General features: G+C 59.8%; 21 protein-coding genes. 11 read left to right on the top strand and 10 right to left on the bottom strand.

Annotation, left to right across the window (positions count from 1 at the left end; all coding sequences use genetic code 11):
• Entirely contained in the window at positions 1-657 is a 657-nt protein-coding gene (locus tag HMPREF3147_RS10090) for a hypothetical protein (RefSeq protein ID WP_070447163.1), read from the top strand.
• A gap of 127 nt (positions 658-784) precedes the next feature.
• Here HMPREF3147_RS10090 and HMPREF3147_RS10085 read toward each other — a convergent pair whose 3' ends face one another.
• The gene (locus HMPREF3147_RS10085) at positions 785-1330 is read right to left on the bottom strand and encodes a gamma carbonic anhydrase family protein (protein WP_070447161.1); all 546 of its coding nucleotides are present in this window, start codon (positions 1328-1330) and stop codon (positions 785-787) included.
• A 5-nt stretch (positions 1331-1335) separates the two neighbouring features.
• Positions 1336-1719, bottom strand: coding sequence for a hypothetical protein (locus HMPREF3147_RS10080; protein ID WP_070447159.1), 384 nt, complete (start codon positions 1717-1719; stop codon positions 1336-1338).
• 35 nt (positions 1720-1754) lie between these two features.
• On the opposite strand from HMPREF3147_RS10080, the gene HMPREF3147_RS10075 reads away from it, so the two are divergent.
• The 5 genes from HMPREF3147_RS10075 to HMPREF3147_RS10055 all read left to right on the top strand — a co-directional run bounded on the left by HMPREF3147_RS10075 (position 1755) and on the right by HMPREF3147_RS10055 (position 7693).
• Positions 1755-2624, top strand: coding sequence for a patatin-like phospholipase family protein (locus tag HMPREF3147_RS10075; RefSeq protein ID WP_070447157.1), 870 nt, complete (start codon positions 1755-1757; stop codon positions 2622-2624).
• Positions 2625-2819: 195 nt separating this feature from the next.
• The gene (locus HMPREF3147_RS10070) at positions 2820-4385 is read left to right on the top strand and encodes an aspartate-alanine antiporter-like transporter (RefSeq protein WP_070447155.1); all 1566 of its coding nucleotides are present in this window, start codon (positions 2820-2822) and stop codon (positions 4383-4385) included.
• Between the two features lie 198 nt (positions 4386-4583).
• Positions 4584-5762: an acetyl-CoA C-acyltransferase gene (locus HMPREF3147_RS10065; protein ID WP_070447153.1), complete on the top strand. Its 1179-nt coding sequence runs from the start codon at positions 4584-4586 to the stop codon at positions 5760-5762.
• A gap of 38 nt (positions 5763-5800) precedes the next feature.
• Positions 5801-6862: an enoyl-CoA hydratase/isomerase family protein gene (locus HMPREF3147_RS10060; protein WP_070447151.1), complete on the top strand. Its 1062-nt coding sequence runs from the start codon at positions 5801-5803 to the stop codon at positions 6860-6862.
• A 66-nt stretch (positions 6863-6928) separates the two neighbouring features.
• On the top strand, positions 6929-7693 hold the full coding sequence (locus tag HMPREF3147_RS10055; RefSeq protein WP_070447149.1) for an enoyl-CoA hydratase: 765 nt from the start codon (positions 6929-6931) through the stop codon (positions 7691-7693).
• Positions 7694-7822: 129 nt separating this feature from the next.
• Here HMPREF3147_RS10055 and HMPREF3147_RS10050 read toward each other — a convergent pair whose 3' ends face one another.
• The 3 genes from HMPREF3147_RS10050 to HMPREF3147_RS10040 all read right to left on the bottom strand — a co-directional run bounded on the left by HMPREF3147_RS10050 (position 7823) and on the right by HMPREF3147_RS10040 (position 10964).
• Complete coding sequence (locus tag HMPREF3147_RS10050) at positions 7823-8323, bottom strand: MarR family winged helix-turn-helix transcriptional regulator (RefSeq protein WP_070447147.1); 501 nt, start codon at positions 8321-8323, stop codon at positions 7823-7825.
• A gap of 190 nt (positions 8324-8513) precedes the next feature.
• On the bottom strand, positions 8514-10244 hold the full coding sequence (locus HMPREF3147_RS10045) for an AMP-binding protein (RefSeq protein ID WP_070447145.1): 1731 nt from the start codon (positions 10242-10244) through the stop codon (positions 8514-8516).
• A 159-nt stretch (positions 10245-10403) separates the two neighbouring features.
• The gene (locus tag HMPREF3147_RS10040; RefSeq protein WP_070447143.1) at positions 10404-10964 is read right to left on the bottom strand and encodes a TetR/AcrR family transcriptional regulator; all 561 of its coding nucleotides are present in this window, start codon (positions 10962-10964) and stop codon (positions 10404-10406) included.
• A gap of 230 nt (positions 10965-11194) precedes the next feature.
• Here HMPREF3147_RS10040 and HMPREF3147_RS10035 point away from each other — a divergent pair, with 230 nt between their 5' ends.
• Together HMPREF3147_RS10035 and HMPREF3147_RS10030 are read left to right on the top strand one after the other, a co-directional pair.
• Positions 11195-12403, top strand: a complete 1209-nt coding sequence (locus HMPREF3147_RS10035; protein ID WP_070447141.1) for an acyl-CoA dehydrogenase family protein — start codon at positions 11195-11197, stop codon at positions 12401-12403.
• Positions 12404-12482: 79 nt separating this feature from the next.
• Positions 12483-13232, top strand: coding sequence for an SDR family NAD(P)-dependent oxidoreductase (locus HMPREF3147_RS10030; RefSeq protein ID WP_070447140.1), 750 nt, complete (start codon positions 12483-12485; stop codon positions 13230-13232).
• Between the two features lie 46 nt (positions 13233-13278).
• Here the strand turns inward: HMPREF3147_RS10030 and HMPREF3147_RS10025 are convergent, their stop codons facing one another.
• Both HMPREF3147_RS10025 and HMPREF3147_RS10020 read right to left on the bottom strand, forming a co-directional pair.
• Complete coding sequence (locus HMPREF3147_RS10025) at positions 13279-14412, bottom strand: acetoin utilization protein AcuC (protein WP_070447138.1); 1134 nt, start codon at positions 14410-14412, stop codon at positions 13279-13281.
• Positions 14409-17048, bottom strand: coding sequence for a GNAT family N-acetyltransferase (locus HMPREF3147_RS10020; protein ID WP_070447136.1), 2640 nt, complete (start codon positions 17046-17048; stop codon positions 14409-14411). Before HMPREF3147_RS10020 ends, HMPREF3147_RS10025 begins: the two co-directional genes overlap by 4 nt.
• A 232-nt stretch (positions 17049-17280) precedes the next feature.
• Here HMPREF3147_RS10020 and HMPREF3147_RS10015 point away from each other — a divergent pair, with 232 nt between their 5' ends.
• Positions 17281-18795 (top strand): CoA-acylating methylmalonate-semialdehyde dehydrogenase, encoded by a 1515-nt coding sequence (locus HMPREF3147_RS10015; RefSeq protein ID WP_070447133.1) that lies wholly within the window; start codon positions 17281-17283, stop codon positions 18793-18795.
• Between the two features lie 12 nt (positions 18796-18807).
• Positions 18808-19695: a 3-hydroxyisobutyrate dehydrogenase gene (mmsB, locus tag HMPREF3147_RS10010; RefSeq protein WP_070447131.1), complete on the top strand. Its 888-nt coding sequence runs from the start codon at positions 18808-18810 to the stop codon at positions 19693-19695.
• A gap of 52 nt (positions 19696-19747) precedes the next feature.
• Here the strand turns inward: mmsB and HMPREF3147_RS10005 are convergent, their stop codons facing one another.
• Positions 19748-20329, bottom strand: a complete 582-nt coding sequence (locus HMPREF3147_RS10005) for a TetR/AcrR family transcriptional regulator (RefSeq protein WP_070447129.1) — start codon at positions 20327-20329, stop codon at positions 19748-19750.
• Between the two features lie 75 nt (positions 20330-20404).
• On the opposite strand from HMPREF3147_RS10005, the gene HMPREF3147_RS10000 reads away from it, so the two are divergent.
• Positions 20405-21904 (top strand): GntP family permease, encoded by a 1500-nt coding sequence (locus tag HMPREF3147_RS10000; protein WP_070447127.1) that lies wholly within the window; start codon positions 20405-20407, stop codon positions 21902-21904.
• A gap of 9 nt (positions 21905-21913) precedes the next feature.
• Here the strand turns inward: HMPREF3147_RS10000 and HMPREF3147_RS09995 are convergent, their stop codons facing one another.
• Both HMPREF3147_RS09995 and HMPREF3147_RS09990 read right to left on the bottom strand, forming a co-directional pair.
• Entirely contained in the window at positions 21914-22924 is a 1011-nt protein-coding gene (locus HMPREF3147_RS09995) for a CaiB/BaiF CoA transferase family protein (protein ID WP_070447126.1), read from the bottom strand.
• A gap of 75 nt (positions 22925-22999) precedes the next feature.
• Positions 23000-24631: a peptide chain release factor 3 gene (locus HMPREF3147_RS09990; protein ID WP_070447124.1), complete on the bottom strand. Its 1632-nt coding sequence runs from the start codon at positions 24629-24631 to the stop codon at positions 23000-23002.
• Positions 24632-24651 lie beyond the last annotated feature (20 nt).

Raw genomic sequence — 24651 nt, 5'->3', positions numbered from 1 at the left:
ATGCTTGAAGCTGTGCTCAATGCCTTTGCCGATTCCGTTAATGCTCTACTCATCGGCATCCTTGTGGCAATCGGCATCATGCTTCCGCGAGGTAGCTACCGGAAAATCGCAGCCCTTGTCATCGTGGGCGATTGGTTCGGCGTATTAACAGCTGCTGCAGTAGTGATGTTCATCTTCGTCGGAATCCAGGACAAAGTTGCCGCCGCGCTGGAATCACCGGCGATTGGCTGGGGTCTGGTCATCATCGGTCTAGGACTAGGTGTTCTAGCCTGGCGCTCGAAGGGTGAGCCTAATGAGATGGTGCAGAAGCTTCTCGGCCCACTGCGCACACCTTCGCCTCAGACCGTCGTGGTGGGCTTCCTTATGGGCGTCATCCAGTCGCTGACTTCGGTGCCCTTTTTCTATGGGCTGATGCACCTGGCAGCGGGGGATTTCAGCAATACGGTGAAGTATGGAGGGCTCTTCTTCTACGCCAGCTTCGCCTTGTCCTTGCCCACGGTGTGTGGGTTGTTCATCGCGCTTGTACGCGCCAAGCCCAACTCCTGGGCGGGACGTGCTTTTGCCTGGGCGCGGGAAAACTCCAGCACAGTTGCGCTCTGGAGTGGCTACGGCGTGGCCGCCTTCCTGATGGTCATGGGTATCTTCGCTTTGATTTAGTGGCTACCCTTTAAGTGATGCGACTGCTGTCCTAACTTCACAGAAGTGGAACTGACCTAGTTGCCAAAACTGTGGCTGTTCTTGCAGGGCGGGCTCAAGAATTTTGGCAACTAGGGCAGTTGCGGTGCTAGTCGTAGAGAACAGACTCCAGCGAGAGCTCGCTGCCCATCTGCGCTTGGCTGTGTGAGAGCTCGACGTAGCCCGCTGCGTGCGGGATAAAGGCGGCTGATTCTTCCTCGCTGAGCTCACGGCGCACCTTCGCGGGCACACCAGCAGCCAGGCAGCCCGCAGGAATCTCTTGCCCCTCCAAGACGACTGCGCCGGCGGCAATGAGGGAGCCCGTTCCCACCTTGCAACCAGACAAGAGCGATGCCTTCATGCCGACGAGTGTGCCTGCGCCTACCTGCGTGCCGTGCAGCATGGCCATGTGCCCAACCGTGACGTCATCCTCCAGGATGCATGGGTTCGTGGACTCGACGTGGATGACGCAGTTGTCTTGAATATTGACGCGGGCACCAAGGTGAATCGTGCCCACATCACCGCGCAACACGCTGCCGTAGAACACGGAGGAATCAGGGCCGATGGTCACGTCACCAATGATGGTTGCTGTTGGCGCAATCCAGGCACTGCGGTGAATTCGTGGGGTCTTGCCTTGGAATGGGAGGATGAGCATTGCGTTTAAGCTCCTTCGATCGAGATGGCGAGGGTTGCAGAAAGTTCATAATCGCCGGGCTCAGTACCGACCTGGCGCAGCAGCTCTTGCTCTGCAGGGGATAAGGGAATGGCCCAGCCCTTTTTCGGATCGTGAACAGGCAGCTCTGAGTGCGTGGTCGGGGAGAGATGCACCGTTGTGTGCGGTCCGCGCAGCTGTGCGGGCTCACCCGCACGCGCTACTTCCGCTAATACCCGGGCACCAGCGGGGGAAGTCACCATGATGATGAGATCACCTGCCGGATGCACAGCGAGGGAGTCCAGCTCAACCTCGACGGCGTGTGGATCCGGAGAGGACAAGCGCACGCCGGGAGTGCTGACAAGATTCTTTAAAGCAGAAAAGAGACCCATGGCGTGATCCTAGCCCGTGAGTACCATCGGTAACTGTGATTGACGCAAAAGATACAGCACTCGTCATCGAAGGCGGTGGCATGCGCAATTCCTATACCGCAGCATGCATCGTCAAACTCCTTCAGGAAGAGGTGGAATTCGGTTGGGTAGGCGGGGTCTCTGCAGGTTCATCCCACACCGTCAATTTCCTGTCGCGTGATCCCATCCGCTCTGAAGAATCCTTCGTGGATTTTGCCAAGAACCCTAGCTTCGGTGGCTTGGGCTCGCTGCTGCGCGGGAATGGCTATTTCAATGCTGAGTACATTTATGAAAAGTCCGCAGACAAAGACATGCCCTTTGACTGGGAGGCTTTTCAGGCTAATCCAGCACAGATGTGCATTTCAGCCGCCCGCGCTGACACGGGCGAGAGCGTCTATTGGGGGCGGGAGGACATCGAGACTCAAGACGACCTCATGGTGCGTGTGCGTGCTTCCTCGACGCTGCCGCTCATCATGCCGATGCGAGTTATCGACGGCGCGCCGTATGTAGACGGCGCCATGGGCGAATCTGGCGGCATCCTCATCGAGCAAGCAGAGAAAGCAGGGTTTGAGAAGTTCCTCTTCCTGGGTTCCAAGCCGCGTGGCTATGTGCGTCCCAAAGTTGGGCGGCCCACGGCGCTGCGCCGAGTATTCCGCAAGTATCCAGCCGTGGCTGAAGCCATGATTGCCCGACCACCCAAGTACAACGCGTCCAAGGACCGGCTCCTCGAGCTGGAACGGGAAGGCCGCGCCCACCTCTTTTTCCCTGAGGACATGCAGGTGGCGTCGACTGAACATGACGTGGCCAAGCTGCGCGCCAACTTCGAAGCCGGGCGTACTCAAACCTATGCGGAGTGGCCCGCTTGGCGGGAGTTCCTTACCTCCTAACCGGGACCTCCTAACCGCGCGACGGCGAGCTGCCGACGCAGCTCACCCTGGGCTCGATGATGTGAGACGTGACTCCTTAGAAGGTGCGGCGTTCGCATGGGAATAGGCTGTGCGCTGCATGGATAATGGGATGAGTGTCTGCGGGAAACGCCTTCCACGTGGCGTTTTCTGTGTGCTTTCCTAGAATGACTGACCGTGTTGTCGATATTTGATGGAAATATTTGGCTGAGCATCTTCTTCATTGCTTTGCTCGGCACGTTATTTGGCATGATTCCCTTCGGCCCGCTGCGCTTTGGTGCGGCGGGTACATTGTTCGTTGGCCTCGCGTTCGGCGCGTTCATCGAGCTGGACGGAACAATTCTTAGCAGTCTGCAGGAGATGGGCCTCGGCCTCTTTATCTACATGCAGGGTTTGTCTGCCGGTGAGCGCTTCTTCAAGGGCTTTTCTGAGCAGCTCAAACATATGATTACTGCTGCTATCGCCGTCCTTGGTGCTGCCGCCATAGCCCTCCTGGCAGGCGGATGGCTGGGGTTGTCGCCGCTGCTCTCCGTGGGTGTGTTCTCTGGTGCGACGACCTCGACGGCGTCGCTAGCCGTGGCCCAACAGCAGACCGGTGAGGATCTGCCGGCCGTGGGTTATTCTTTGGGCTACCCGGTAGGTGTGGCCGTGGCCATCTTGCTCGTGGCGTTTCTGCTTAAGCAGTCCTGGCCGGGCAAGAAGGACCAAGACAAGTCCGCAGAGGAAATCTTCCGCTCGCGCACCATTCGCGTCACCAAGAACATTACCTACGACGAGCTGGTGGAGCGTTTCGAGGACAACTTCGTCATTGCCACTATTCGTCGCGGCAATTCTCGGTTTGTTGCCGGAGACCGCCCAGAGATTCGCAAGGGCGATGTCCTCCGCGTCCTTGTCACGAAGGCGAAGAAGCATGAACTGACGGACGCACTTGGTGTGCGCCAACCCCAGGTGCCCTTCGTGGATAAGCGCCTTGTCATCGAGAACGTCGTGGTGTCGAACTCCGACATCGCCGGGCGAACGGTTAGAGAGCTCGATCTTTTCCAGCGCTATGGTGGCCGGATTGTTCGCATCCACCGCGGCGATGATGAGTTCCTTGCTAGTTTTGATACGCACCTTGACGCTGGTGACCGCGTGGACATCATCGTGGAGCAAGACCGCCTGGATGGTATTCAGGCATACTTTGGCGACTCCGTTGAGGGCTACTCGCAGCTGAACTGGATTTCGGTGGGCGGAGGCCTGTTCCTGGGCTACCTGCTGGCACTTGTTGTCGTTCCGATGCCGGGTGGTGCCTCCTTCGAATTGGGCTTCGCGCTCGGTCCTCTCATCGTGGGTCTTATCCTCGGTGCGCTGCACCGTACGCGTCGCATTCCTTGGAAGGTGCCGGCATCTATCAACACTGCTTTGCAGCAGTGGGGCCTGGTCATCTTCCTGTCCTCGGTGGGCCTTGCCTCCAGTGCGGCATTCCAGTCCACGGCTTTCTCCTGGCTGGGCCTCAAATGTATGGCGCTTGCCGCTATTGTCACCGTGGTTGCCATCGCTATCTTTGGCGTGGCGAACCGCTTCTTGGGCCAGTCTGAAACCCGCACGGCCGGCGGTATTTCTGGCATCTTTGGCCAGCCCGCCGTGGTGAATTACGCGACGGGCATGAGCTCCGATTCCCGCATCATGACCGGCTATGCCGCCACCATCGTGGTGGCGCAGATCATCAAGATTGCGGTCATCCCTATCATGCTCACCATTTAGTAAGCCAGGAGTGCCGATTTTAAAGAGCCGTTAATGAAGCTTTCCGCAATCGGCTTACCTGAGCCTAGTCGCTCCACGAGCTGTTCTGAGTCGCACTGCTTCAGTGTCGAACAGGCATAGATACCTCTCAATGGGTGGCGCAGAACACAATCCAACGGTACGATTTGAAGTAACATCGTACAGTTTGGAGAGCGACACATGGACATAGTTATTGCGGGCGCCACCCGAACGCCCTTTGGTAAATTGCTTGGCTCCTTAGCTACCTTGCCTGCAACTGAGCTCGGCTCCCATGCCATTGCTACTGCGCTCGCGCAATCTCGGGTCAGCCCAGAAGACGTTGATGCCGTTATTTTCGGTCAGGTTCTACAGGCCGGAGTAGGGCAGAACCCTACGAAGCAAGCAGCACTTGGGGCTGGGATTTCCGCAGTTGCCCATGCCGTCACAGTGAACAAGGTCTGCTTGTCCGGTCTAACTGCGATTATTGATGCCGCACGACTCTTGCGTTCTGGTGAAGCCACTGTCGTGGTGGCCGGAGGAATGGAGTCCATGTCGAATGCGCCGCGCCTTTTGCCACAGTCGCGCAGCGGTAAGAAGTTTGGCGCGGTCGAACTCCTTGATCATATGGAGCACGATGGTCTGCGTGCAGCTGACCTGGGGATTTCGATGGGATTGCTCTCGGAGAAGTATGCCGAATGCTACCCGGCGACCCGCGAGGAACAAGACCGCTGCGCCGCGTTGTCCCACCAGCGCGCTCTGCAGGCGAGCGAGGAGGGAACCTTCGGCAAGGAAATCGCTCCTATCACGGTGAAACGCCGGCGTGAGGAGGTCACGGTATCGCGCGATGAAGGCATCCGGGAAGGGGTCACGGAAGAAACCTTGGCTGGTCTGCGTCCGGCCTTCGAAAGTGAGGGGAGCATCACTGCCGGAAATTCCTCACCCATCACGGATGGAGCGGCAGCCGTCGTCCTCACTACCCGCGAGCATGCGGAGAAAGAAGGGCTGCCGATCATGGCGGTTCTGCGCGCGCCCGGACAAGTAGCCGGCCCGGATTCTTCGCTGCAGGAGCAGCCCGCTCGTGCCCTTCTTAAAGCCCTCGAGCGCGAAGGCTGGGGTGCAGAAGAGCTCGACCACATCGAGATCAACGAGGCCTTTGCTGCGGTGGTGGTGCATTCCGCGAAGGTCCTCGGCGTCAACCCTGACGACGTGAATCCGCAAGGTGGAGCGATTGCCTTAGGACACCCTATCGGAGCTTCCGGGGCACGACTCGTGGTACATGCGGCACACCGCTTGGCAGAATCCCCTGCTCGTCGCGCCGGGGTCACGTTGTGCGGCGGCGGTGGCCAAGGTGAAGCACTGTTGCTTGAGGCTGTGAATTAAACCTGCCTATTGATGAGCAGAAAAATAAGGAGAAGAGGATGACGAACGAGATTATTAGCGAAATTCGTGGACACGCCGGCGTGCTCACGCTCAACCGCCCCAAGGCCATTAACGCGCTGAACCAGACGATGATCGATGAGATGACGGCGGTGCTCAGGAATTGGCAGGAGGATGATCGCGTCAAGCTCGTCATCCTCCGCGGCGCTGGGGAACGCGGGTTGTGTGCAGGCGGAGATGTGGCGGCCCTGTACCACGACGCCCTCGAAGACGGAACCGCAGGTGCCCACTTTTGGAAGACAGAATACGAACTAAACTATCTGATTTCCACCTATTCCAAGCCTTATGTGGCTCTCATGGAAGGCATCGTGCTGGGTGGTGGGATCGGCGTTTCGGCGCACGCCTCGCACCGTATCGTGAGCGAGGATTCCCGCATCGGAATGCCGGAAGTAGGAATCGGATATTCTCCCGATGCCGGCGGCTCTTATTTGCTTTCCCGGGCCGCAGATCGTCTTGGCCGCCACCTGGCTTATACCGCGATCCACGTGGGTGCCGCGGAGGCGATCGATACCGGTTTTGCCGATTATTTCGTACCCAAGGACAACCTCGACGCGTTAGTTGAGCAGCTGGTGGAGTCGGGAGACCCGTCAGACATCGAGAAGTTCACCGAGGAGGTGGGGCGTGGATTCGGGGAGGAACGCGTCGAAATGGTAGAGGTCTACGCTGCAGAGACTGCTGAGGAAACATTAGCCCGGCTGCAGGAACTCGCCGCTACGAGCGGCGAAGGGCACTGGGCCGCGAAGGCCGCCAAGCGGATGAGCCTTAACTCTCCGCTGGGAATCCGCGTTACCGAGGAATCTTTGAACCGCAACGCGTCGATGAGTTTCGCAGAAACTTTGACACAAGAATTTTGGATGTCCGTGAACATGCAAAAGCACAAGGAATTCGTGGAGGGCATCCGCGCGCAGATCGTTGATAAGGACCGCAATCCTTCCTGGGAGTACGAGTCCATCGGTGCCGTCCCGGCGGACGTGGTGGCGTCTATCCTCGAGCCCATCGAGGGCAACGTGGAACCCCCCTTGTTCGATGCCCCCGAAGAATAAACACACCTACTCCTCATCACGAGCTATTACAGCACTATCCAAAAGCGCAGAAAGGACACTCGTTCCATGGCAATTCTTACTGAAAAGCGCGGTCGTGTCGCACTTATTACCCTCAACCGTCCGGAGGCGCTCAACGCGCTGAACAACGACACCATGCTTGAAGTTACACAAGCGGTGCAGGAATTCGACGCTGATGCAGAGGTAGGCGCAATCGTCATTACTGGCTCCGAAAAGGCCTTTGCCGCTGGCGCAGATATTAAGGAGATGTCTTCGAAGACGGCGACGGAAATGTACACCGCGGACTGGTTCGCCGGCTGGGACGTCCTCACGCGCGCTCGCACGCCCATTATCGCTGCGGTCAATGGCTACGCGCTTGGCGGCGGTTGTGAGCTGGCGATGATGTGTGACTTCATTATTGCCGGTGACAAGGCTAAGTTTGGCCAGCCAGAGGTTAACCTGGGTGTTACCCCGGGCATGGGAGGCTCCCAGCGCCTCACCCGTGCAATTGGAAAAGCGAAGGCCATGGAGATGTGCCTGACCGGCCGCATGATGGCGGCGGAGGAAGCGGAGCGCTCCGGCCTCGTTGCCCGCGTGGTCCCCGCAGCTGAACTTCTCGATTCTGCCTTGGAAACTGCGCAGCTCATCGCCTCGAAGTCCTTCGTAGCAACCTCCCAGATCAAGGAACAGGTCAATGCCGTCGATGAGCTCTCGCTGTCCCAGGGCGTCCAGTTCGAGCGCCGCACCTTCCACGCACTCTTCTCTTCCCACGACCAAAAGGAAGGAATGGCAGCCTTCGTGGAGAAGCGCGACCCGGACTTTAAGCACGCTTAAGCTCTTAGCTCGGGGAAGTTGCTTCCAGGCGGTCTAGTTCTCAGCCACACAACTGCCCTAGCTGACGAAACCACGCGGATCTAGGCATGGATCATCGGTGGTTTTGGCAGCTAGGGCAGTTTCGTTGCTCTACTCGGCCTCGGGCTCCTCGACGTCCTCCCCGGAGGCGAGGCGGATACGGTTTGCGGCAGCGATGACGCGATCCTGTTCGCGGGCGGGTAGCGGAATGGACTCGAAATAGCGATCGAGCGCGGGCCCCGCCGCGGAGGCCAATACGATGCCTTGGTCGGTAACCATCACCAAAGTCGAGCGTCTATCATTAGGGTCGCTCACCCGGGTGATGAGCCCGTCTTTCTCCAACTTGCGCACCGTGTGGGTCAGTGATGCCGGCGGGAGTTGAAGGCGAGAACTGATCTTCGACATGGGCATGCTGCCCGCGCGCGACCACATAAGCACGGCGAGGACCTCAAACTGGTTATAGCTCACCCCAAAGGGGATAAGCGTCTCCTCGGCACCGCTTCTCAAGATGTGGGCGGCGCGCTCGAAGGAGGAAACCGTGGCTAGACCACGCGCGGTTTGCGTGGAATAGCGTTTGGCCCACTGGCGGCGTGCTTCAGCAATGATGTCCATGAGCGGGAAAAGACCTCCTTGTAGCGCGTTCTGCGCGCGAGACAACTATAAGTGACAACTTCACTGTTCCGAGAACCCGGATACGAGACGTACGGCGAAAGCCGTGATGGTGACAGCGTCTCGTGTCGAGTAAAGATGCGAAGGCCCCAGCCAGAAGCTGGGGCCTGCAGTGTGGAAAGGTTGGCGGGGGCTAGCCCTTTAGCGACGGGAAGTCGGAGTCAGCGAACTCCGTCGAGGCTGTCGTCTTACCGCCATCATCTGAGTGGATCTCGGTTTCGCGCTTGCGCAGATCGACGCGGCGAATCTTTCCAGAGACGGTCTTTGGCAGTTCGTAGAACTCGAGGCGGCGGATACGCTTATACGGCGCCAATCCGTCACGACAGTGTTTGAGGATGGCTTCGGCGATTTCTGTGGTTGGCTCGTAGCCGTTCGCCAGCGCCACATAAGCCTTCGGCACGGCGAGGCGGATGGGATCGGGGGAAGGAACCACCGCTACTTCGGCGACAGCCGGATGCTCGATGACGACGGACTCGAGTTCGAAGGGGGACAGGCGGTAGTCGGAGGCCTTGAAGACATCATCGGCACGGCCAATGTAGAAAATGTAGCCGTCCTCATCGCGCTCCGCCGTATCGCCAGTGTGGTAGTAACCATCGCGGAAGACCTCGGCGTTCTTGTCGGGGTCGTTGAAGTAACCCACCGTCAGACCAACTGGGCGTGGGTCGATCTTCAAACAGATTTCGCCGGTATCCCCAATTTCATCTGTGGCGGGATCCTTGAGCACGACTTCCCATCCCGGCAGTGGACGGCCCATAGAACCTGGCTTGACCTTTTGCTCTGGGGTATTTGCAATCTGCAAGGTGGTTTCCGTCTGCCCGAAGCCATCGCGAACATCCGTGTTCCACGCCTTGCTGATAGTACTGATGAGTTCGGGGTTCAGCGGTTCACCCGCAGCGACCAGCTTCTTGGGCGGGGTCTTCATACGGCTCAGGTCCGCCTGAACGAGCATGCGCCACACCGTCGGCGGGGCACAAAAGCTGGTGACACCTTCTTCCTCCATCTTGTCCATGAGCGCAGCGGCGTCGAAGCGGGCATAGTTGTACAGGAAGATAGTGGCCCCGGCGATCCAGGGGGCAAAGAAATTCGACCACGCGTGCTTAGCCCAGCCGGGTGCGGCGACGTTGAGGTGGACGTCGCCAGGTGCCAGGCCAATCCAGTACATCGTGGTTAGGTGCCCCACCGGATAGGAGGTGTGGGTGTGTTCGACGAGCTTTGCCTTTGACGTGGTGCCGGAGGTGAAGTAGAGCAGGAGGGTTTCATCGGCCTTGGTGTCTCGCTTCGGCGTGTAGACCTCCGGGCCGGTGAAAGAATCCGAGTAGCGCAGAGTGGGGTGCGCCGACTGTGCGTCTGGTTCATCACCTACCTGAATAATAGTGAAATCACCGGTGACGTCTTGGAACTTCTCGGCATCCTCAGCGTTAGCTACAACCCAGGAAATGTTGGCGCGGTCGGTGCGGTCCTGCAAATCCGCTGCACCGAGCATGGCGGTTGCTGGGTTGAGCACGAAGCCCGCCTTGATGCAGGCTAGCATGCACTCCCACAGTTCCACCTGGTTGTTGAGCATGAGCATGACGCGATCACCGCGCTGAACGCCCTGTGCTTCCAACCAGTTGGCCAGCTGTGCTGAGCGGGCCGACATCTCGGCGAAGGTACGGCGGGTGCTGCTGCCGTCGGTTTCGCAAATGACGAGTGCTTCGCGGTCCTTGGAATCCTCTGCAGTGGCGAGGTGATCGAACCAATCGAGGGCGAAGTTGAAGTGCTCGAAGCGTGGCCACTCGAAGTTGCTGCGTGCCGCCTCATAATCGGTCTGATAAGAAACCAGCAGGTCGCGGGCTGCTTGGAATTGTTCGGTCACCGTGGTCATTGGTTCTCCTCTAGCTTGTGCTCATATGGGGAAGGACGCTGCGATGCCTATGCCCCGTATCTCAAACCGTGCGTCGGTGTGACGTGGGTCGCAATCTACTTTACTTCGAGTTCGAAGTAATTGCTAGAGATTTTGAACGATATGTGCAGAATTTGCAGGTTAGCGCAATAAAATTCCATGAAGGATGAGTTGGCCAAGGGTGTGATAGGCCTCGGCCGGAGCTAGGGTGTTCGAGTAAAAGCCCTGCTGGATGTCGGCCATGGAGCGCTGGATCAGGCGCGAGACGAAATCCGTGTATTCCGCTGTGAATTCCCCGGCTGCAGCGCCGTGGCTGAGCAGCTCGTGGATGGTTTCGGTGGCCCTGCGTGTGTTGAGGCTGAAAACCTCCTGGGCAGCAGGTTCGGAGGCGAGATCGCGCATGAACTCCGGGCTGGCGGGCTCTAAGGCGATGGTCATGGAGGAGAAGTAGTTCTCAAGTGCCTGCGCGTATGTGGGGGCCTTGGAAACCGCGGTGCGGCGTGCGATTTCTTTAAAGAAGCTGACCAGTACGCGCCGAATGATGGCATCCCTTGATGGCCCGAGCGCGTACATGGTGGATTTGGAGCATTGGTAACGCTTGGTTGCCCCATCGATAGTGAAGGATTCGAAGCCCTCGTTCAGAAAGTCCTGCAGGAGGGCGTTAAAGAGCTCTCGCTGCCGCGGTGTGAGTGGTTGGGTCATGTGTCTCTCCGTCTATGTCAATCTCGGCCTTTGGGGGACTCTTTTCCGGTGGGCTTGGCCTACAGCGGTGCGTCAATTGATCATAGAACACGCCATGTAGAGTACGGAAAGATGTATAATCGTACTCATTCAATGTGTAGTGCCCATTGATTCCCAATTTTAAAAGACCTCCTATGGCCGCAAAGAAAGCTGTGCGGTCACCACAAACCCCAGATAGAAAGGTAAGAGTTATGCCGCCGATTCTTGGTCCACAGCATCCCGGTGGGAAACACTTGGAGAAGATTAAGTACCCTCACGCCGATATCTTCTCCGTTGCTGACCGCCTAATCCCCGAGGAGCAAGCACGCCTGGCAGAGATCCACGAGTTTCTGCAGACGGAAATTCGTCCGGTCGTGGGGGAATACTGGGATCGTGAAGAGCTGCCTTTCGACCTTCTTCCTCGTATGGCGGAGATGGGCCTAGGCGAAATCGAACTCACCGATACCTCACGCCTGTACCGTGGGTTGGTGTACGCGGAAGTCACACGCGCAGACGTGTCGCTTTCGGCGCTGGTGGGCATTCACAATGAGCTCGTTCTCGGACTCATTGACAAGCTGGGCTCGCAGGAGCAGAAAGACATCTGGTTGGCAAGCTTGCGCCAGTTCACCAAGGTGGGGTGTTTTGCGCTGACTGAGCCTGACCACGGCTCCGACATCGCCGGCGGTCTAGCCAGCACAGCGGAGCGCACCGCCGAGGGCTGGGTTATCAACGGTGCCAAGCGTTGGATCGGTGCCGGTACTTTTGCTGATTTTGCCATCACTTTCGCCCGCGATACAGCAGATGATGAAATCAAAGCCTTCATCGTTGAGCTCGACCGCGAAGGCGTGGCGCGCAGCAAGATTTCCGGCAAAATGGGTTTGCGCATTATGCAGAATGCAGACCTGAACTTCGAGAACGTCCTCATCCCACACGAGAACCTGATCCCTGGTGCCGAAACCTTCGCCAACGTCAACGACTTCCTGTGCTATTCGCGTGCCTGGGTGGGTTGGCAGGGCGCTGGGCTGCAGCTGGGCATCTTCGACAAGGCGCGAGAGTATGCGGTCAAGCGCGAGCAGTTCGGCCGACCCATCGCCAAATTTCAGCTTGTTCAAGAGCAGCTCTCCCGCATCCTGGGCAACGCTACTGCGTCGCTTGCCATGATGGCCCAGCTGGCGGAGGTACAGGAACAGGGCAAACTGGAAATGCCGTTTGCTGCCCTGGCGAAGGCAACGACCACGCGCCTGGCGCGCGAGTCCGCCGCAGCGGGCCGCAATATTGGCGGTGGAAATGGCATCCTCACAGAGTATGACTTATCGAAGATGATGGATGATGCCGAGATCCTCTTTACCTACGAGGGCACCTACGACATCAACTCGCTCATCGTTGGCCGTGCGGTTACTGGCGTATCCGCCTTCGTTTAAGTAATTCTGCCCCTACTCACCGCTACAGGCTCGCAGGACTTTACAACCCACCCCCTCGCTCTTCTTAAAGGAGAAAATCATGAACCTATACGAAGCGTCCGCCGTCGTAACCGGCGGTGCATCCGGCCTTGGAGCGGCGACGGCCGCGGCACTCGCGAAGCACGGAGCCGCGGTCACCGTGCTCGACTTGTCCGCCCCAGAAGAGCAACAGAGTGGCATCAACTACACAGCCGTTGACGTCACCGATCCCGCTGCGGTGCGGGAGACAGTTCTTGCTGCGGCATCGGAGGCGCCGCTGCGCGTGGCAGTGAACTGCGCGGGAATTTGCCCTTCGGCGCGCATCTTTGGGCGCAAAGGGCCGCATGATCCGGAGCTGTTTTCCAAAACCATCAACGTCAACCTCATGGGTACCTTCCACGTCATGACCGCCGCGGCTGAGACGATGGCCCAGGCAGAACCACTCGATGAGGACGGTCAGCGCGGCGTTATCATCAACACTGCTTCCGTCGCGGCCTTTGAAGGGCAGGTCGGGCAGGCAGCCTACGCGGCATCGAAGGGGGCGGTGGCTGCGCTGTCGATTACCGGGGCTCGAGATTTGGCCTCACTGGGAATTCGCGTTAACGCTATCGCTCCAGGCGTGGTGTCCACCCCGATGATGGAGCAAATCACCCCGGAGTTCCGTGAGCAGCTCGAAGCCACCGTGCCATTTCCCGCCAGGCTGGCCAAGCCGGAGGAGTTCGCAGCCTTGGCTTTGTCGATTGCTAATAACCCCTACATCAATGGCGAAACAATTCGTCTGGATGGCGCGCTGCGTATGCCGCCGCGTTAGAGTCCGGCCCACTTATTCATTACGAATGCCCCGCTCATGCGGGGCTCTAACCATAAGCGGGCAAACCCCAGTAGGGGAAGACGGCGCGCGTGGTCTGCACCAGCGCCGCATGCGGCCTTTCCGCCATGACCTTGGTGGGGTCGAAATTCGCGATGGCGGCGCATGCGCCCTCGTCACCTAGAAAAAGGGAGCCCTCCCAGCCACTCGGCATCCTCGAGGAGGAGCCGAGCTCAATATTGGCGGCAGCGGCGAGTACGTGCGTCCACGCGCGTGCGACGGCGTCGATTCGATAGCCACCGCCACCGAGGGCGACCCATCGCCCGCCCGCAAACTGCTGTGCCCATACCGCTACCGAGCGGTAAGCCCGAGCCATCCCATCGATGGTGAGTTCTAGATCCGCGAGGGGATCCGAACGGTGCGGGTCCGCGCCGTGTTGGGAAATGATGAAATCGGGGCGGAACTTCTTGAGCAGTGGCGGGACGATAGCGTGGACCACCTGCAGCCATTCCTCATCCGTGACCCCACGGGGCAGGGCCACGTTGACGGCGGTACCTTCCGCGCCCTGTCCACCAACCTCGTGGGCATAGCCCGTGCCGGGGAAGAGATAGAGTCCCGATTCATGCACTGAAATCGTGAGCACGTTGGGATCGTCCCAAAAGATCTTCTCCACGCCGTCGCCGTGGTGAGCGTCTAAATCAAGGTAGACCACGCGCTGGGCGCCGTTATCCAGAAGCCACCGGATGGCAATCGCGGCATCGTTGTACATACAGAACCCCGACATCGAATCGGCAAAAGCATGGTGCAGCCCGCCGGAAAGGTTGACTGCGCGTGGTGCGCGACCTTCCCACACAGCCCGTGCGGCCGCTAGGGTACCGCCGGCGATGCGCGCGGCGACCGTCGACAAGCCATGACTAATCGGGTTGTCTTCGGTGCCCAGACCAAAACGTTTAGTGGGCACCTCGGCGCGGGTGGCGGCGATGTAGTCGGGGCTATGCACGAGCTGCAGGTGCGAGGTGTTCAGCGGGTCGGGGCACTCGATATCGAATTCCTCGAGCACGCCGAAGTGCTGAGCCAGTGACATCGCCGCGGCGACCCGGTCCGGCCCCATCGGATGCTCTGGACCAAGCGAGTAGCGGTACATTTCCTCCGAAGCGAAAAGCAGCGGTTTTGACTGACTCATGATAAGGACCTCGCGAGGGGATCGCGGACATCACCCAGCGGGGCGATGCGCATGCGGGCCCCCACCACATCAGTCTGTGTCACCCCGGCGATGACAGGGGAGAGCTCGATGTCAACGAGTGCGGCAATGTCGTCTTTGAGCTGTGCCAGCTGCATCATGACCTCTTCGACGCGATGTAGCTTGGCGGCCTTGGTACCGCGATAGCCGGTCAACAGGGGAGAGGCCTTCAAGCAGCTGAGCATGTCCAGGGCATCCGTTCGGCGTAGCGGAGGCACGCGCCACTCGACGTCCCCCAACAGATCCGAGGGCAGTCCGGAGAAACCTGCAGAAACCATCGGGCCCACAACGGGATCTTCGATGGCCCGCAGAGTAAGGGAGGCGCCCGCCGTGACCATGCGCTGTACCACCGGTATCAAGATGGCAGGATCCTCGCCTAAGTGGAGATCACGCGTGAGTTGAGTGATGGTGCTCCACGCGCGCTTCATGGACTCCTCGTCATGGATGTTGCGCACGACAGTGGGAAGTTCCGAGCGGCCCCGCACTATCTGCGAGGTGCACTTGAGGACCACATTCCATCCATACTCGTGCCCAGCCGCAATGGCCTCCTCAAGGGTGCTGACCGGATTCCAAGGAACAATGTCGATGCCATAGGCGCTCAGAATTCGCGCGCACTCCTCATCGGTTGTCCACCTCCCGGTGGGCGAATCCAGAAGCACCTCCGCAACGACCCCGCGTGCTTCAGCCAGACCCTCGCTGGTGGCGAATTCATCGGCAGGGTTGGGGCGGGCGAGGGCGCGTCGGCGTTCGTTATCGATGATGGTCGCTAATGCTTCGATGGCGTCAGCATAGGTGTCAAACACCGGCAGCTGGCCGGGTTTCTCTGGGCCCGGAGCGGTGCGGAAATCGGGGACGTCGAAGCCAACAAAGCTGGCGATAAGCGGGGTATCCGTCGTCGTGGATGCCAGCTGCGACAAACTTGAATAAGCATCCTTGAGGATAAACTCGCCGACTTCTACGACGGCACACAGCACTGCGTCAATATTCGGGTCCGCCAAAGCCCGCCGTGCCTCCTCAGTGATGGCGGGAGCGGGATCGTCGACGACGGTGGTAGCGCGCGGGCGTAGCCCGAAGCGCCAGGCTGCCTGCTCCATCTGCGCGGTGAGTCCAGAGGAATTCGACATCACGGCAATTCGACGGCCCTGCGGCACGGGTTGGCGCGCGAGGAGCTGGGCGATGTCAAGCATGGCATCGCGGCGGGTGACCACCATGGCTCCGGTGTAGCGGATGATCTCATCCAGTGCGGCCGGACTGGCCGCAGACAGTCCTTCGACCGCGTAGTGCCGGGCGGATTTCAGCGCGCGCGAAGGAAGAAACACCACGACGTGCTTGTCCAGTGCTAGGCGGCGCAGAACGCGGAAGAACTTACGTGGGTTACCTATCGAGTCGAGGGACAACAGACAGATGCGTGTGTTTTCATCTTGGCTCCAGAACTGCATAACGTCATTGGCGGTGACATCAGCGAAGGAACCAGCGGCGATGAAGTTACTTAAACCGCAGCCAAGTTGCAGCGCATGGGATAGAGCCAGTGTCGCCACGCCAGCCGATTGGGTAAAGAGTCCTACTTGGCCGGCCCGTGGCATGGGCGCGGGGCTTGCGTTGAGGCGAACCGAGTCATCGGTGTTGATGAGGCCCAATGCAGCGGGGCCGAGGGCGCGCAGACCGTAGTCCCTAGCCGCGAGTACGATGTCGCGGGCTTCCTCGCGCGAAAGGTTAGGGTTCTGGCTGCGAGAGATGACGATGACCCCTTTAGCGCCTGCGGCGGCAGCCGCCTCCATGACGTTGGCGCCGCCGCGCCCTTGAAATTCGATGACAACGAGGTCTACCGGTTCAGCAAGGTCATGGAGTTCATCGACGCTGTGCAGGTGATGCAGTGAACCAGTGAAGCCGGCGCTGTCCAGTTGCTGGCTGGAGAGCGTGCCAACCACCGCCACGGAGCTTGGGGTGAGCAAACGGTGAATTGAGTTGGCTTCGGCGCGCAGCTCGCGGCGTTCCATAACATCGCGGGAATTCTCATTCGGAGCGATGTGGAAATCCACTCGAATGAATCCATCCTCAAGCTCCGGCTTCGCGGAGTAGCCTGCACGCACGAAGACCTGCACCATCCTGCGGTTTTGGGTGAGCATCTCTGCGAAAAAGCGCTCCACTTTTCCTTCGCGTCCGATCTCCGCCAGGTGTTCAAGAAGGATGTTGGCTACGCCTTTGCCGTGGTGGGAATCCTGGACTAGGAAGGAGACATCGCCCACGCGCGCCGGCAGGAACTGTTCGACAATGGAGTATCCGGCCACCGCCACGATACTGCCGCGCTCCACCATGACGAGCGTGACCTTGTCATAGCCGTCTGTATGGAGCCAGCGGTCAAGATCATCGTCGGTCAGTGTGGGGTGTGTGCCGAAGAAGCGCAGATACTTCGACTGATCCGAGACGCGATCATAGAAAGCGCGAATGGCATCGCGGTCGCCCGGCGTGATGGGACGCAAGGTAGCGATATCGCCATCGTTGAGGATGACATCGGCTTCCCAGCTCGTTAGTCCGGGCCCGTCGGGGGTGGTGGTCGCAGGCTGCTCCGTGTGGTCCATGTCATCACCTTAGCCCGCGCTTTCTCGGGCACAGGCCAGGTGAATGGCATTCACCCCACTACTTCGAGGGGAGGCGTATGGGGAAAGCGCAGAACAAAGCATGTATGTCAACTCACTCTAGGGGGTGAATAGTGTTTTATGTCTCATTATCCATGGCGTGTGGCTGTGGACTGCGGTTAGTGTGTGACCCAAGCCATAGAAGGAGCCGGAGGTTCCAGGAAGGAGACGCGACATGCGCACTGTGTATCACTATGTCAATGGAGAAACGTTCGAGGGGACGTCGGGCAACACCCAGCCCGTCCTGAACCCTTCGACCGGCAAGGAGCAGGCCGCCGTCGCTCTGGCGAACAAGGCCGATGTGGACAGCGTCATCGCGGAATCCGCGAAGGCTCAGCCAGGCTGGGCAGCACTAAACCCACAGAAGCGTATCCGCATCATCATGGAATGGATCCGTCTCATCCACGAGAACATGGATGAACTGGCCACGCAGCTCTCCTTGGAGCACGGTAAGACTTTCCCGGATGCTAAGGGAGACGTGCTGCGCGGCGTCGACGTGCTGGAGTTCGCGCTTGGCGCCCCGCACCAGCTCAAGGGTGAGTATTCTTCGGAGGTTGGCACCGGTATCGATACCTACTCGATGCGCCAGCCACTCGGTGTGGTCGCCGGTATTACCCCGTTCAATTTCCCGGCCATGATTCCGCTGTGGAAGGCCGGCCCGGCACTGGCAGCGGGCAACGCCTTCGTACTCAAGCCTTCTGAGCGCGACCCCTCCGTACCGGTACGCCTAGCGGAGCTTTTCATTGAGGCAGGCGGCCCGGCCGGTGTTCTCAACGTGGTGCACGGAGGCAAGGAGGCAGTCGATGCCATCCTCGACTCCGACACCATCAAGGCCGTGGGCTTTGTCGGCTCCACGCCGATTGCGCAGTACATCTACGAGCGCTGCGCGGCCACAGGCAAGCGCGCTCAGTGCTTCGGCGGTGCGAAGAACCACGCCATCGTGCTTCCCGACGCCGACATTGACACCACCGCCGACGCCATCGTGGGCGCTGCCTTCGGCTCCGCGGGTGAGCGCTGCATGGCCCTGTCCGTGGTAGTCCCCGTGGGACAGGACACGGCAGACCGTTTGCGCGATGCCATCCTGGCCAAGATTCCAGAACTTAAGGTAGGCCACTGCCTCGATCCTGAGGCCGACTATGGCCCCTTGGTCACGGCAGAGGCACGCGATCGCGTACACCGGCTCATCGCCGAGGGCGTGGAGGCAGGAGCCACGTTGCTTGCCGACGGCCGCGAGTTGGACATGTCTGACAAGACCTATAACGAGGATTCCCTCGCGGACGGCTTCTACTCCGGCCCGAGCTTCTTCGACAACGTTACCGCCGACATGTCCGTCTACAGCGAGGAAATCTTCGGCCCGGTGCTGGTCATGGTCCGCGCCGAAACCCTGGAAGAGGCCGTGTCTTACCCCAACGACCACGTCTACGGCAACGGTGTCGCCATCTTTACCCAGAACGGCGGCGCGGCCCGCGACTTCTGCAAGAACGTCCAGGTCGGCATGGTGGGCGTCAACGTTCCGATTCCGGTGCCGATTGCCTACCACACCTTTGGTGGCTGGAAGGCCTCCGGTTTCGGCGACCTCAACCAGCACGGACCGGATTCCTTCCGCTTCTACACCAAGACTAAGACCATCACCTCGCGCTGGCCTAATGATGAGTCCGCAGGTCCTCAGTTCACCATGCCGGTCATGTAAGGAGAGAACACAATGACGACTATCGCGTTTATCGGATTGGGCAACATGGGCGGCCCTATGGCCGTCAACTTGGCGGAGGCCGGGCATGAGGTCCGCGGATTCGACGTCGTGGAAGAGGCTCGGGAGCGCGCCGCCGAGCAGGGCGTCACCATCATCGAGACCGCGGAGGAAGCCGCGCAGGGCGCCGAGGTAGTCTTTACCAGTTTGCCTAATGGTGGGCTGGTCAAGCAGGTCATCGAGTCGGTCCTCGCAGCCAACGAGGATGCAAAGACCTACGTTGATGTCTCCACCATCGCGGTCGCGGAGGCACGTGAGCTTTCGGAGACGGTGGGCAAGGCTGGCTCCGCCTTTCTTGATGCACCAGTCTCCGGCGGCATCGCCGGGGCGGCAGCGGGAACGCTCGCCTTCATGGTCGGCGGCACAGCCGAAGACTTTGCGAAGGTCAAACCGCTGCTCGACATCATGGGCAAGTCTGTTACCCACTGCGGTGACATCGGCAACGGCCAAGCGGTCAAGGCATGCAACAACATGATTCTCGCGGTCCAACAAATTGTCCTAGCTGAAGCCTTGGTCCTCGGCGAGCGCTTGGGGTTGGATCACCAAGCCTTCTACGACGTCGTCTCCAACGCCACCGGCAACTCGTGGTCGCTGTCCGTCAACGCCCCGGTTCCGGATATCGTGCCGAGCTCACCGGCGAACAACGATTTCAAGCCCGGTTTCGCCGCCGCACTCATGCTCAAGGACCTCAAACTGGCCATGGCCGCGGCGGAAGACACCAAGACCGACACTGTCCTGGGCCGGATTGCGGAGGAGCAGTACTCCTCCTTTGTGGACGAAGGCCACGGCGGCCTCGACTTCTCCGCCATCATTTCCGAAGTTCGTTCCAAAGGAACAGCCTAAGCGCTCCTAAGTGCTTCTAAGGCCTCCTAGGCGCTCTAGCCTGCTGAGAGCGCTAGGGCGCTTGGCCACCGTCGAGGATGCCCTGGAGCAGCGGGGCATAGTACTCGATGAGTTCCTCGGTAGGAAAGGCCGCAAACTCGGTATCACCAAAACGCCGCATGAACGACAGTCCCATGAGAAGGGCCAGCGCGGATTGGGCCCGCAGCTCCGGCGAAGGCGAGTGCTTCCCGGACTCTTCACGAATCCGAGAAGCTAAGACCTCCAGCAAGTCGGATTTAATTCTCTTACCAATGGCTCCGAGCGTCTGATAGTCACCGCTCGCCACGGAAATAGTCCGGGCCATGGAGTAGGGCGCGTTGTGTGGAGCAGTAAGGGTTTCAACCACCGCGGTGCGGCCTAATTCGCTGAAGGGACCGGCAAAGAGCGCTGCCGAGGAAGCAGTGAAATCCACCGTGGCCTCAAAGAGCCCTTCCTTGTTATGGAAGTGCTTCACAATCAGCGCGACAGAAACATTCGCTTCCTCCGCGATGTCTTTCATTGAGACCTGTGAGAAGCTCCGCTCACTGAAAAGCTCGCGTGAACATTCGAGAATTCTCTCCCGCGTCGAAGCTGTTTTCTCCTCCATAGAGGACATGGTACCGGCGACGCATGCGCAGGAAGGGTGATTCACCCTCTTGCCTCAGATGACCAAGACAGTGAGGTAGAAATTATGGTTATCTCATTCATCGGGGTGGTTCTTTCCCTGATTTTCCTCGTCGTGATGGCCTACCGCGGGCACTCCGTGGTGGTCGTCGCCCCCTTCGCGGCCTTGATCGCGGTGGTTTTCTCTGGGGGGCCGATCCTGGCTACCTATACCCAGATCTTTATGCCGGCAGCCGGAAACTTCGTGACCAAGTATTTCCCGCTCTTCCTCTTCGGCGCGATTTTCGGCTTCCTCATGACTTCCACGGGGCTTGCCCGGTACCTAGCTCGCGGGATTACCGCGTTATTCGGGCCAAAGCGCGCGATGTTCTCGACGGTCGTCGCCACAGCCTTGCTCACCTATGGCGGTGTATCTGCGTGGGTTGTGGCTTTTACCATCGTGCCCATCGCGACCGCCCTGTTTAAGGAATCTGGGATCCCCAAACGGCTCATGCCCGGAGCGATTGCGCTGGGAACCATCACCTTCGCGCTGGCCGGGCTTCCCGGTTCGCCGCAGATCCATAACGCAATCCCCACCAGTTACTTCGGTACCAACGTCTACGCGGCACCCCTCTTCGGTCTCATCTCTTCTGCGATCATGCTGGCGGTGGGAACCGCGTGGCTGGAGTACCGCGTGCGCACCCTGCGCGCGGGTGGGGAAACATTTGAGCCGCTCGATGCTGACGGCAAGGTCATCGAAACACCCGAGGGAATCGGCGACAGCGGGGAAGAAGCCAGCGTAGAAATCGGTGGAGAATCCTTCGACACCAATTCCGGTGGCCGCGTTTCTACTCATGCTCGTACAGAAACTGAGCCCTCCGTCCACGTGCAGGGATTGTTGGGCCTAGTTCCCATCGCCGTTGTCATCGCGGTGAACTTCGCCATGGTCTACGGCGTGTCCAAGGTTCTGGATACGTCTTATCTTGGCGAAGAGAAATACGGCGAGACCGATCTCGATTCGTTGTTGGGTATTTGGTCGCCGACGGTCGCTTTAGCTTGCGCGGTCTTCGTCATCGTGGCGATGTTCCCCAAGCGGGCTGCAGAGTCCGTCAAGGAATTCTCCGATGGCGCCAAGAACGCTATTCTGCCGTGCCTGACCACGGCCTCGGAGGTGGGCTATGGCGCAGTGATTGCCGCCCTGGCGGTCTTTAGCGTGGTTAAAAGCAACATGATGGGGATCTCCGATAATGCCTTGGTGGTCTCCACGGTGTCTACCGCCGTCATTTCCGGTATTACCGGCTCCTCCTCGGGTGGTCTATCCATCACGATGCAGACCCTGGGTGATCAACTCGCCCAGCTAGCGACGGAACAGGGCATTAGCCTCGAGCTGATGCACCGCGTGACTGCGATGGCCTCGGTGTCCTTCGATTCCATGCCGCACAATGGTGCGGTACTCACCATGTTGATTGTGTGCGGTATGACGCACCGTCTGTCCTATAAGGATGTTGCCGTGGTGACCATCGTTATCCCGCTGGCAACGCTGGCGTTGATGCTCGGCATCAACGCGCTCATCCCGGGCCTTAGTTAGAAAACTGAGCTAGAGAAAGCGTGGCGCCGCGGCCGGCTCCGTGTAGCCCTCGGCGTCCACATAAGTGTCGCGCGCGGCAAGGTGCGGGTGTTCCAGAACGTGTTCGGGGGAGACAACCTCGGTGACACAGGCATCGCTGCCGCGGAAGATTTCGATCCATTCCGCTTGGGTCTTTTTCGCAAAACGCCGCGCGATGATCTCCTTCATGGCTGGCCACGCGTCGCGGTCGTTCTGCTCGTAGCGGCCTAGTTCCTCTTCAAGGCCGAGTCCTTTCACCATGAGCGCATAAAACTGCGGCTCAATGGCACCGGCGGCCATCCACTGATCATCAGCCGTGCGGTACACGCTATAAAACGGAGCGCCTCCGTCTAGAAGGTTTGTCCCGCGTTCCTGCCACTGGTCTTCGGCGCGGAAGGCATGCAGCATGGCGGTGAGGTTGGCGGCACCATCGACAATAGCGGCATCCACCACGCAGCCCCGGCCGGTATTCTTTGCCTGCAGCACGCCCGCCAGAAGGCCTGTTACCAGGTACATCGCGCCGCCGCCGAAGTCTCCGAGGAAGTTGACCGGTGGAACAGGAGTACCGTCGCTTGCTGCGATGGGGTGCAGCGCACCGGAGACCGCGATGTAGTTGATGTCGTGGCCGGCAGTGTGGGCGAGCGGGCCGGATTGGCCCCAGCCGGTGATACGCCCGTAGACCAGCGCCGGGTTGATCGCCTGCACCTCCTCTGGGCCTAGACCAAGGCGCTCAGTGACACCGGGGCGGAAACCTTCGATGAGGATATCCGTCGTGGCTAGGCGCTCACGCAGCTTGTCGACGTCTGCTGGATCCTTGAGGTCTGCCTCCAGAACCTCTTGCCCGCGGTAGAGGATGCTGTGCGGGACCACAGCGGGAGGATTTCCTGGGCGGACCACGCGGGTAACGCTAGCGCCCATATCCGCAAGCATCATCGCGGCAAAGGGGCCGGGGCCGATGCCGCCGAGGAAGAGGACGGATAGTCCGGTGAGTGGAGAGTTCATGGTGACCTACCTATTGGTGCACGAATTTCTATCCAATCGTACCGTCGGGTGGGTCACCCAACAAGGGCGTGAAAGTTAATCCGCCACGAGTGTTTCGATGGTGAGCTCTGGGTGCTCCTTCTCAATGAAGGCCAGCTTCCACTTATCACCAAAGAGTGCGATGAGCTCGCCGTCGCTGCGGGTGAAGATCTCCACGCCGCGCTGACGGCCCAGCTCGGGCGCGGACTCGGCATCGGTGCGGCGCGCCACCGAGTAGGGGATGGGCTCGGTGATGGTCTCCACGTTGTATTCGACTTCCATGCGGGCCTGCATGACCTCGAACTGCATAGGTCCCACCGCGGCCATGACTGGGGCGGCGTCGCCGCGCGTATCGTTGCGCAGAATCTGGACCACGCCTTCTGCCGCCAGCTGGTCCAAGCCCTTGCGGAAGGCCTTGTAATCGCCCAAGGATTTTGCACGCAAAATCTGGAAAGCCTCTGGAGCGAACTGCGGCATGGGCTTGAACTGCACCTTCTTGCCGGTGTAAATCGTGTCACCTGGTGCCAAGGAACCGGCGTTGACCAAGCCTACGATGTCACCCGGGTAGGCCGTATCCACGGTGTCACGCGTGCGGCCAAAGACCGTCAGCGCATACTTGGTGGAGAAGCTGCGGCCGGATTGGGCATGGTTGACCTGCATACCGCGCTCAAATTCACCGGAAACCACGCGCATGAAGGCCAAGTTATCGCGGTGCTTGCGGTCCATGCCTGCCTGCACCTTGAAGATGACGCCCGAGAACTCATCGGTGACCTCACGGACCTCATCGATGGCGGAGGTAGCGGCCTCGATGGCCTGCGGATCCGAATCGCGGGAGCGCGGAGCCGGGGCAATCGCGCACAGCGTATCCAGAATCTGGTGTACGCCGAAGTTCAGCATCGCGGAAGCGAAGATGAGCGGGGAGGTCACGCACTGCTCAAAGAGCTCCTGGTCATGCAGGGCGCCGTCCGCGGCCAGTAGCTCCGCTTCCTCCACGGCGGTCTCCCAAGCATCCTCTTCCTTCGCGGCAGCGTCTTCAGGCGCGTAGTGCTCCTCCGGGGCGATGGTGGAACCACCAGCGGTGCGCAGGAAGTGCACGTACTCGTCAGCCTCACCATCATCATTAATGTGGGCTAGACCGCGGAAGTCGCCGGCGATACCCACCGGCCAGTACAGCGGGGTGGGCTGCAGCTGGATTTCGTTGAGGATTTCGTCGACAAGCTCCAGCGGTTCCCGTCCCACGCGGTCCCACTTGTTGATCACCGTGATGATCGGCAGGCCGCGGGCCTTACACACGCGGAAGAGCTTGAGGGTCTGGGGCTCGAGGCCCTTGGCGGCGTCGATAAGCATGACAGCAGCATCCACCGCCGTGAGCACGCGGTAGGTATCCTCCGAGAAGTCCGCGTGGCCCGGGGTATCCACCAGGTTGATCATGTAGGGCTCGCCCTCATGACCCTCGGGCGCGTACTCGAACTGCAGCGCGGAGGAGGCCACGGAAATACCGCGTTCCTTCTCCATCTCCATCCAGTCAGAGACCGTGGACTTGCGGTTGCCCTTGCCGTGCACCGCGCCGGCCTCGTTGATGACGTGCGCGTGCAGCGCCAGCGCCTCCGTTAGCGTGGACTTACCAGCATCCGGGTGGGCGATGACGGCGAATGTGCGGCGGCGGGAAGCTTCGGAGGCAATACTCATGCGGGCTAGTTTAGCCGCTG

Source organism: Corynebacterium sp. HMSC05D03 (assembly GCF_001807205.1).
GTDB classification, from domain to species: Bacteria; Actinomycetota; Actinomycetes; order Mycobacteriales; family Mycobacteriaceae; genus Corynebacterium; species Corynebacterium aurimucosum.
Note: the sequence above shows the minus strand (reverse complement) of the source record. Positions and strands in the feature narration are given on the sequence as shown.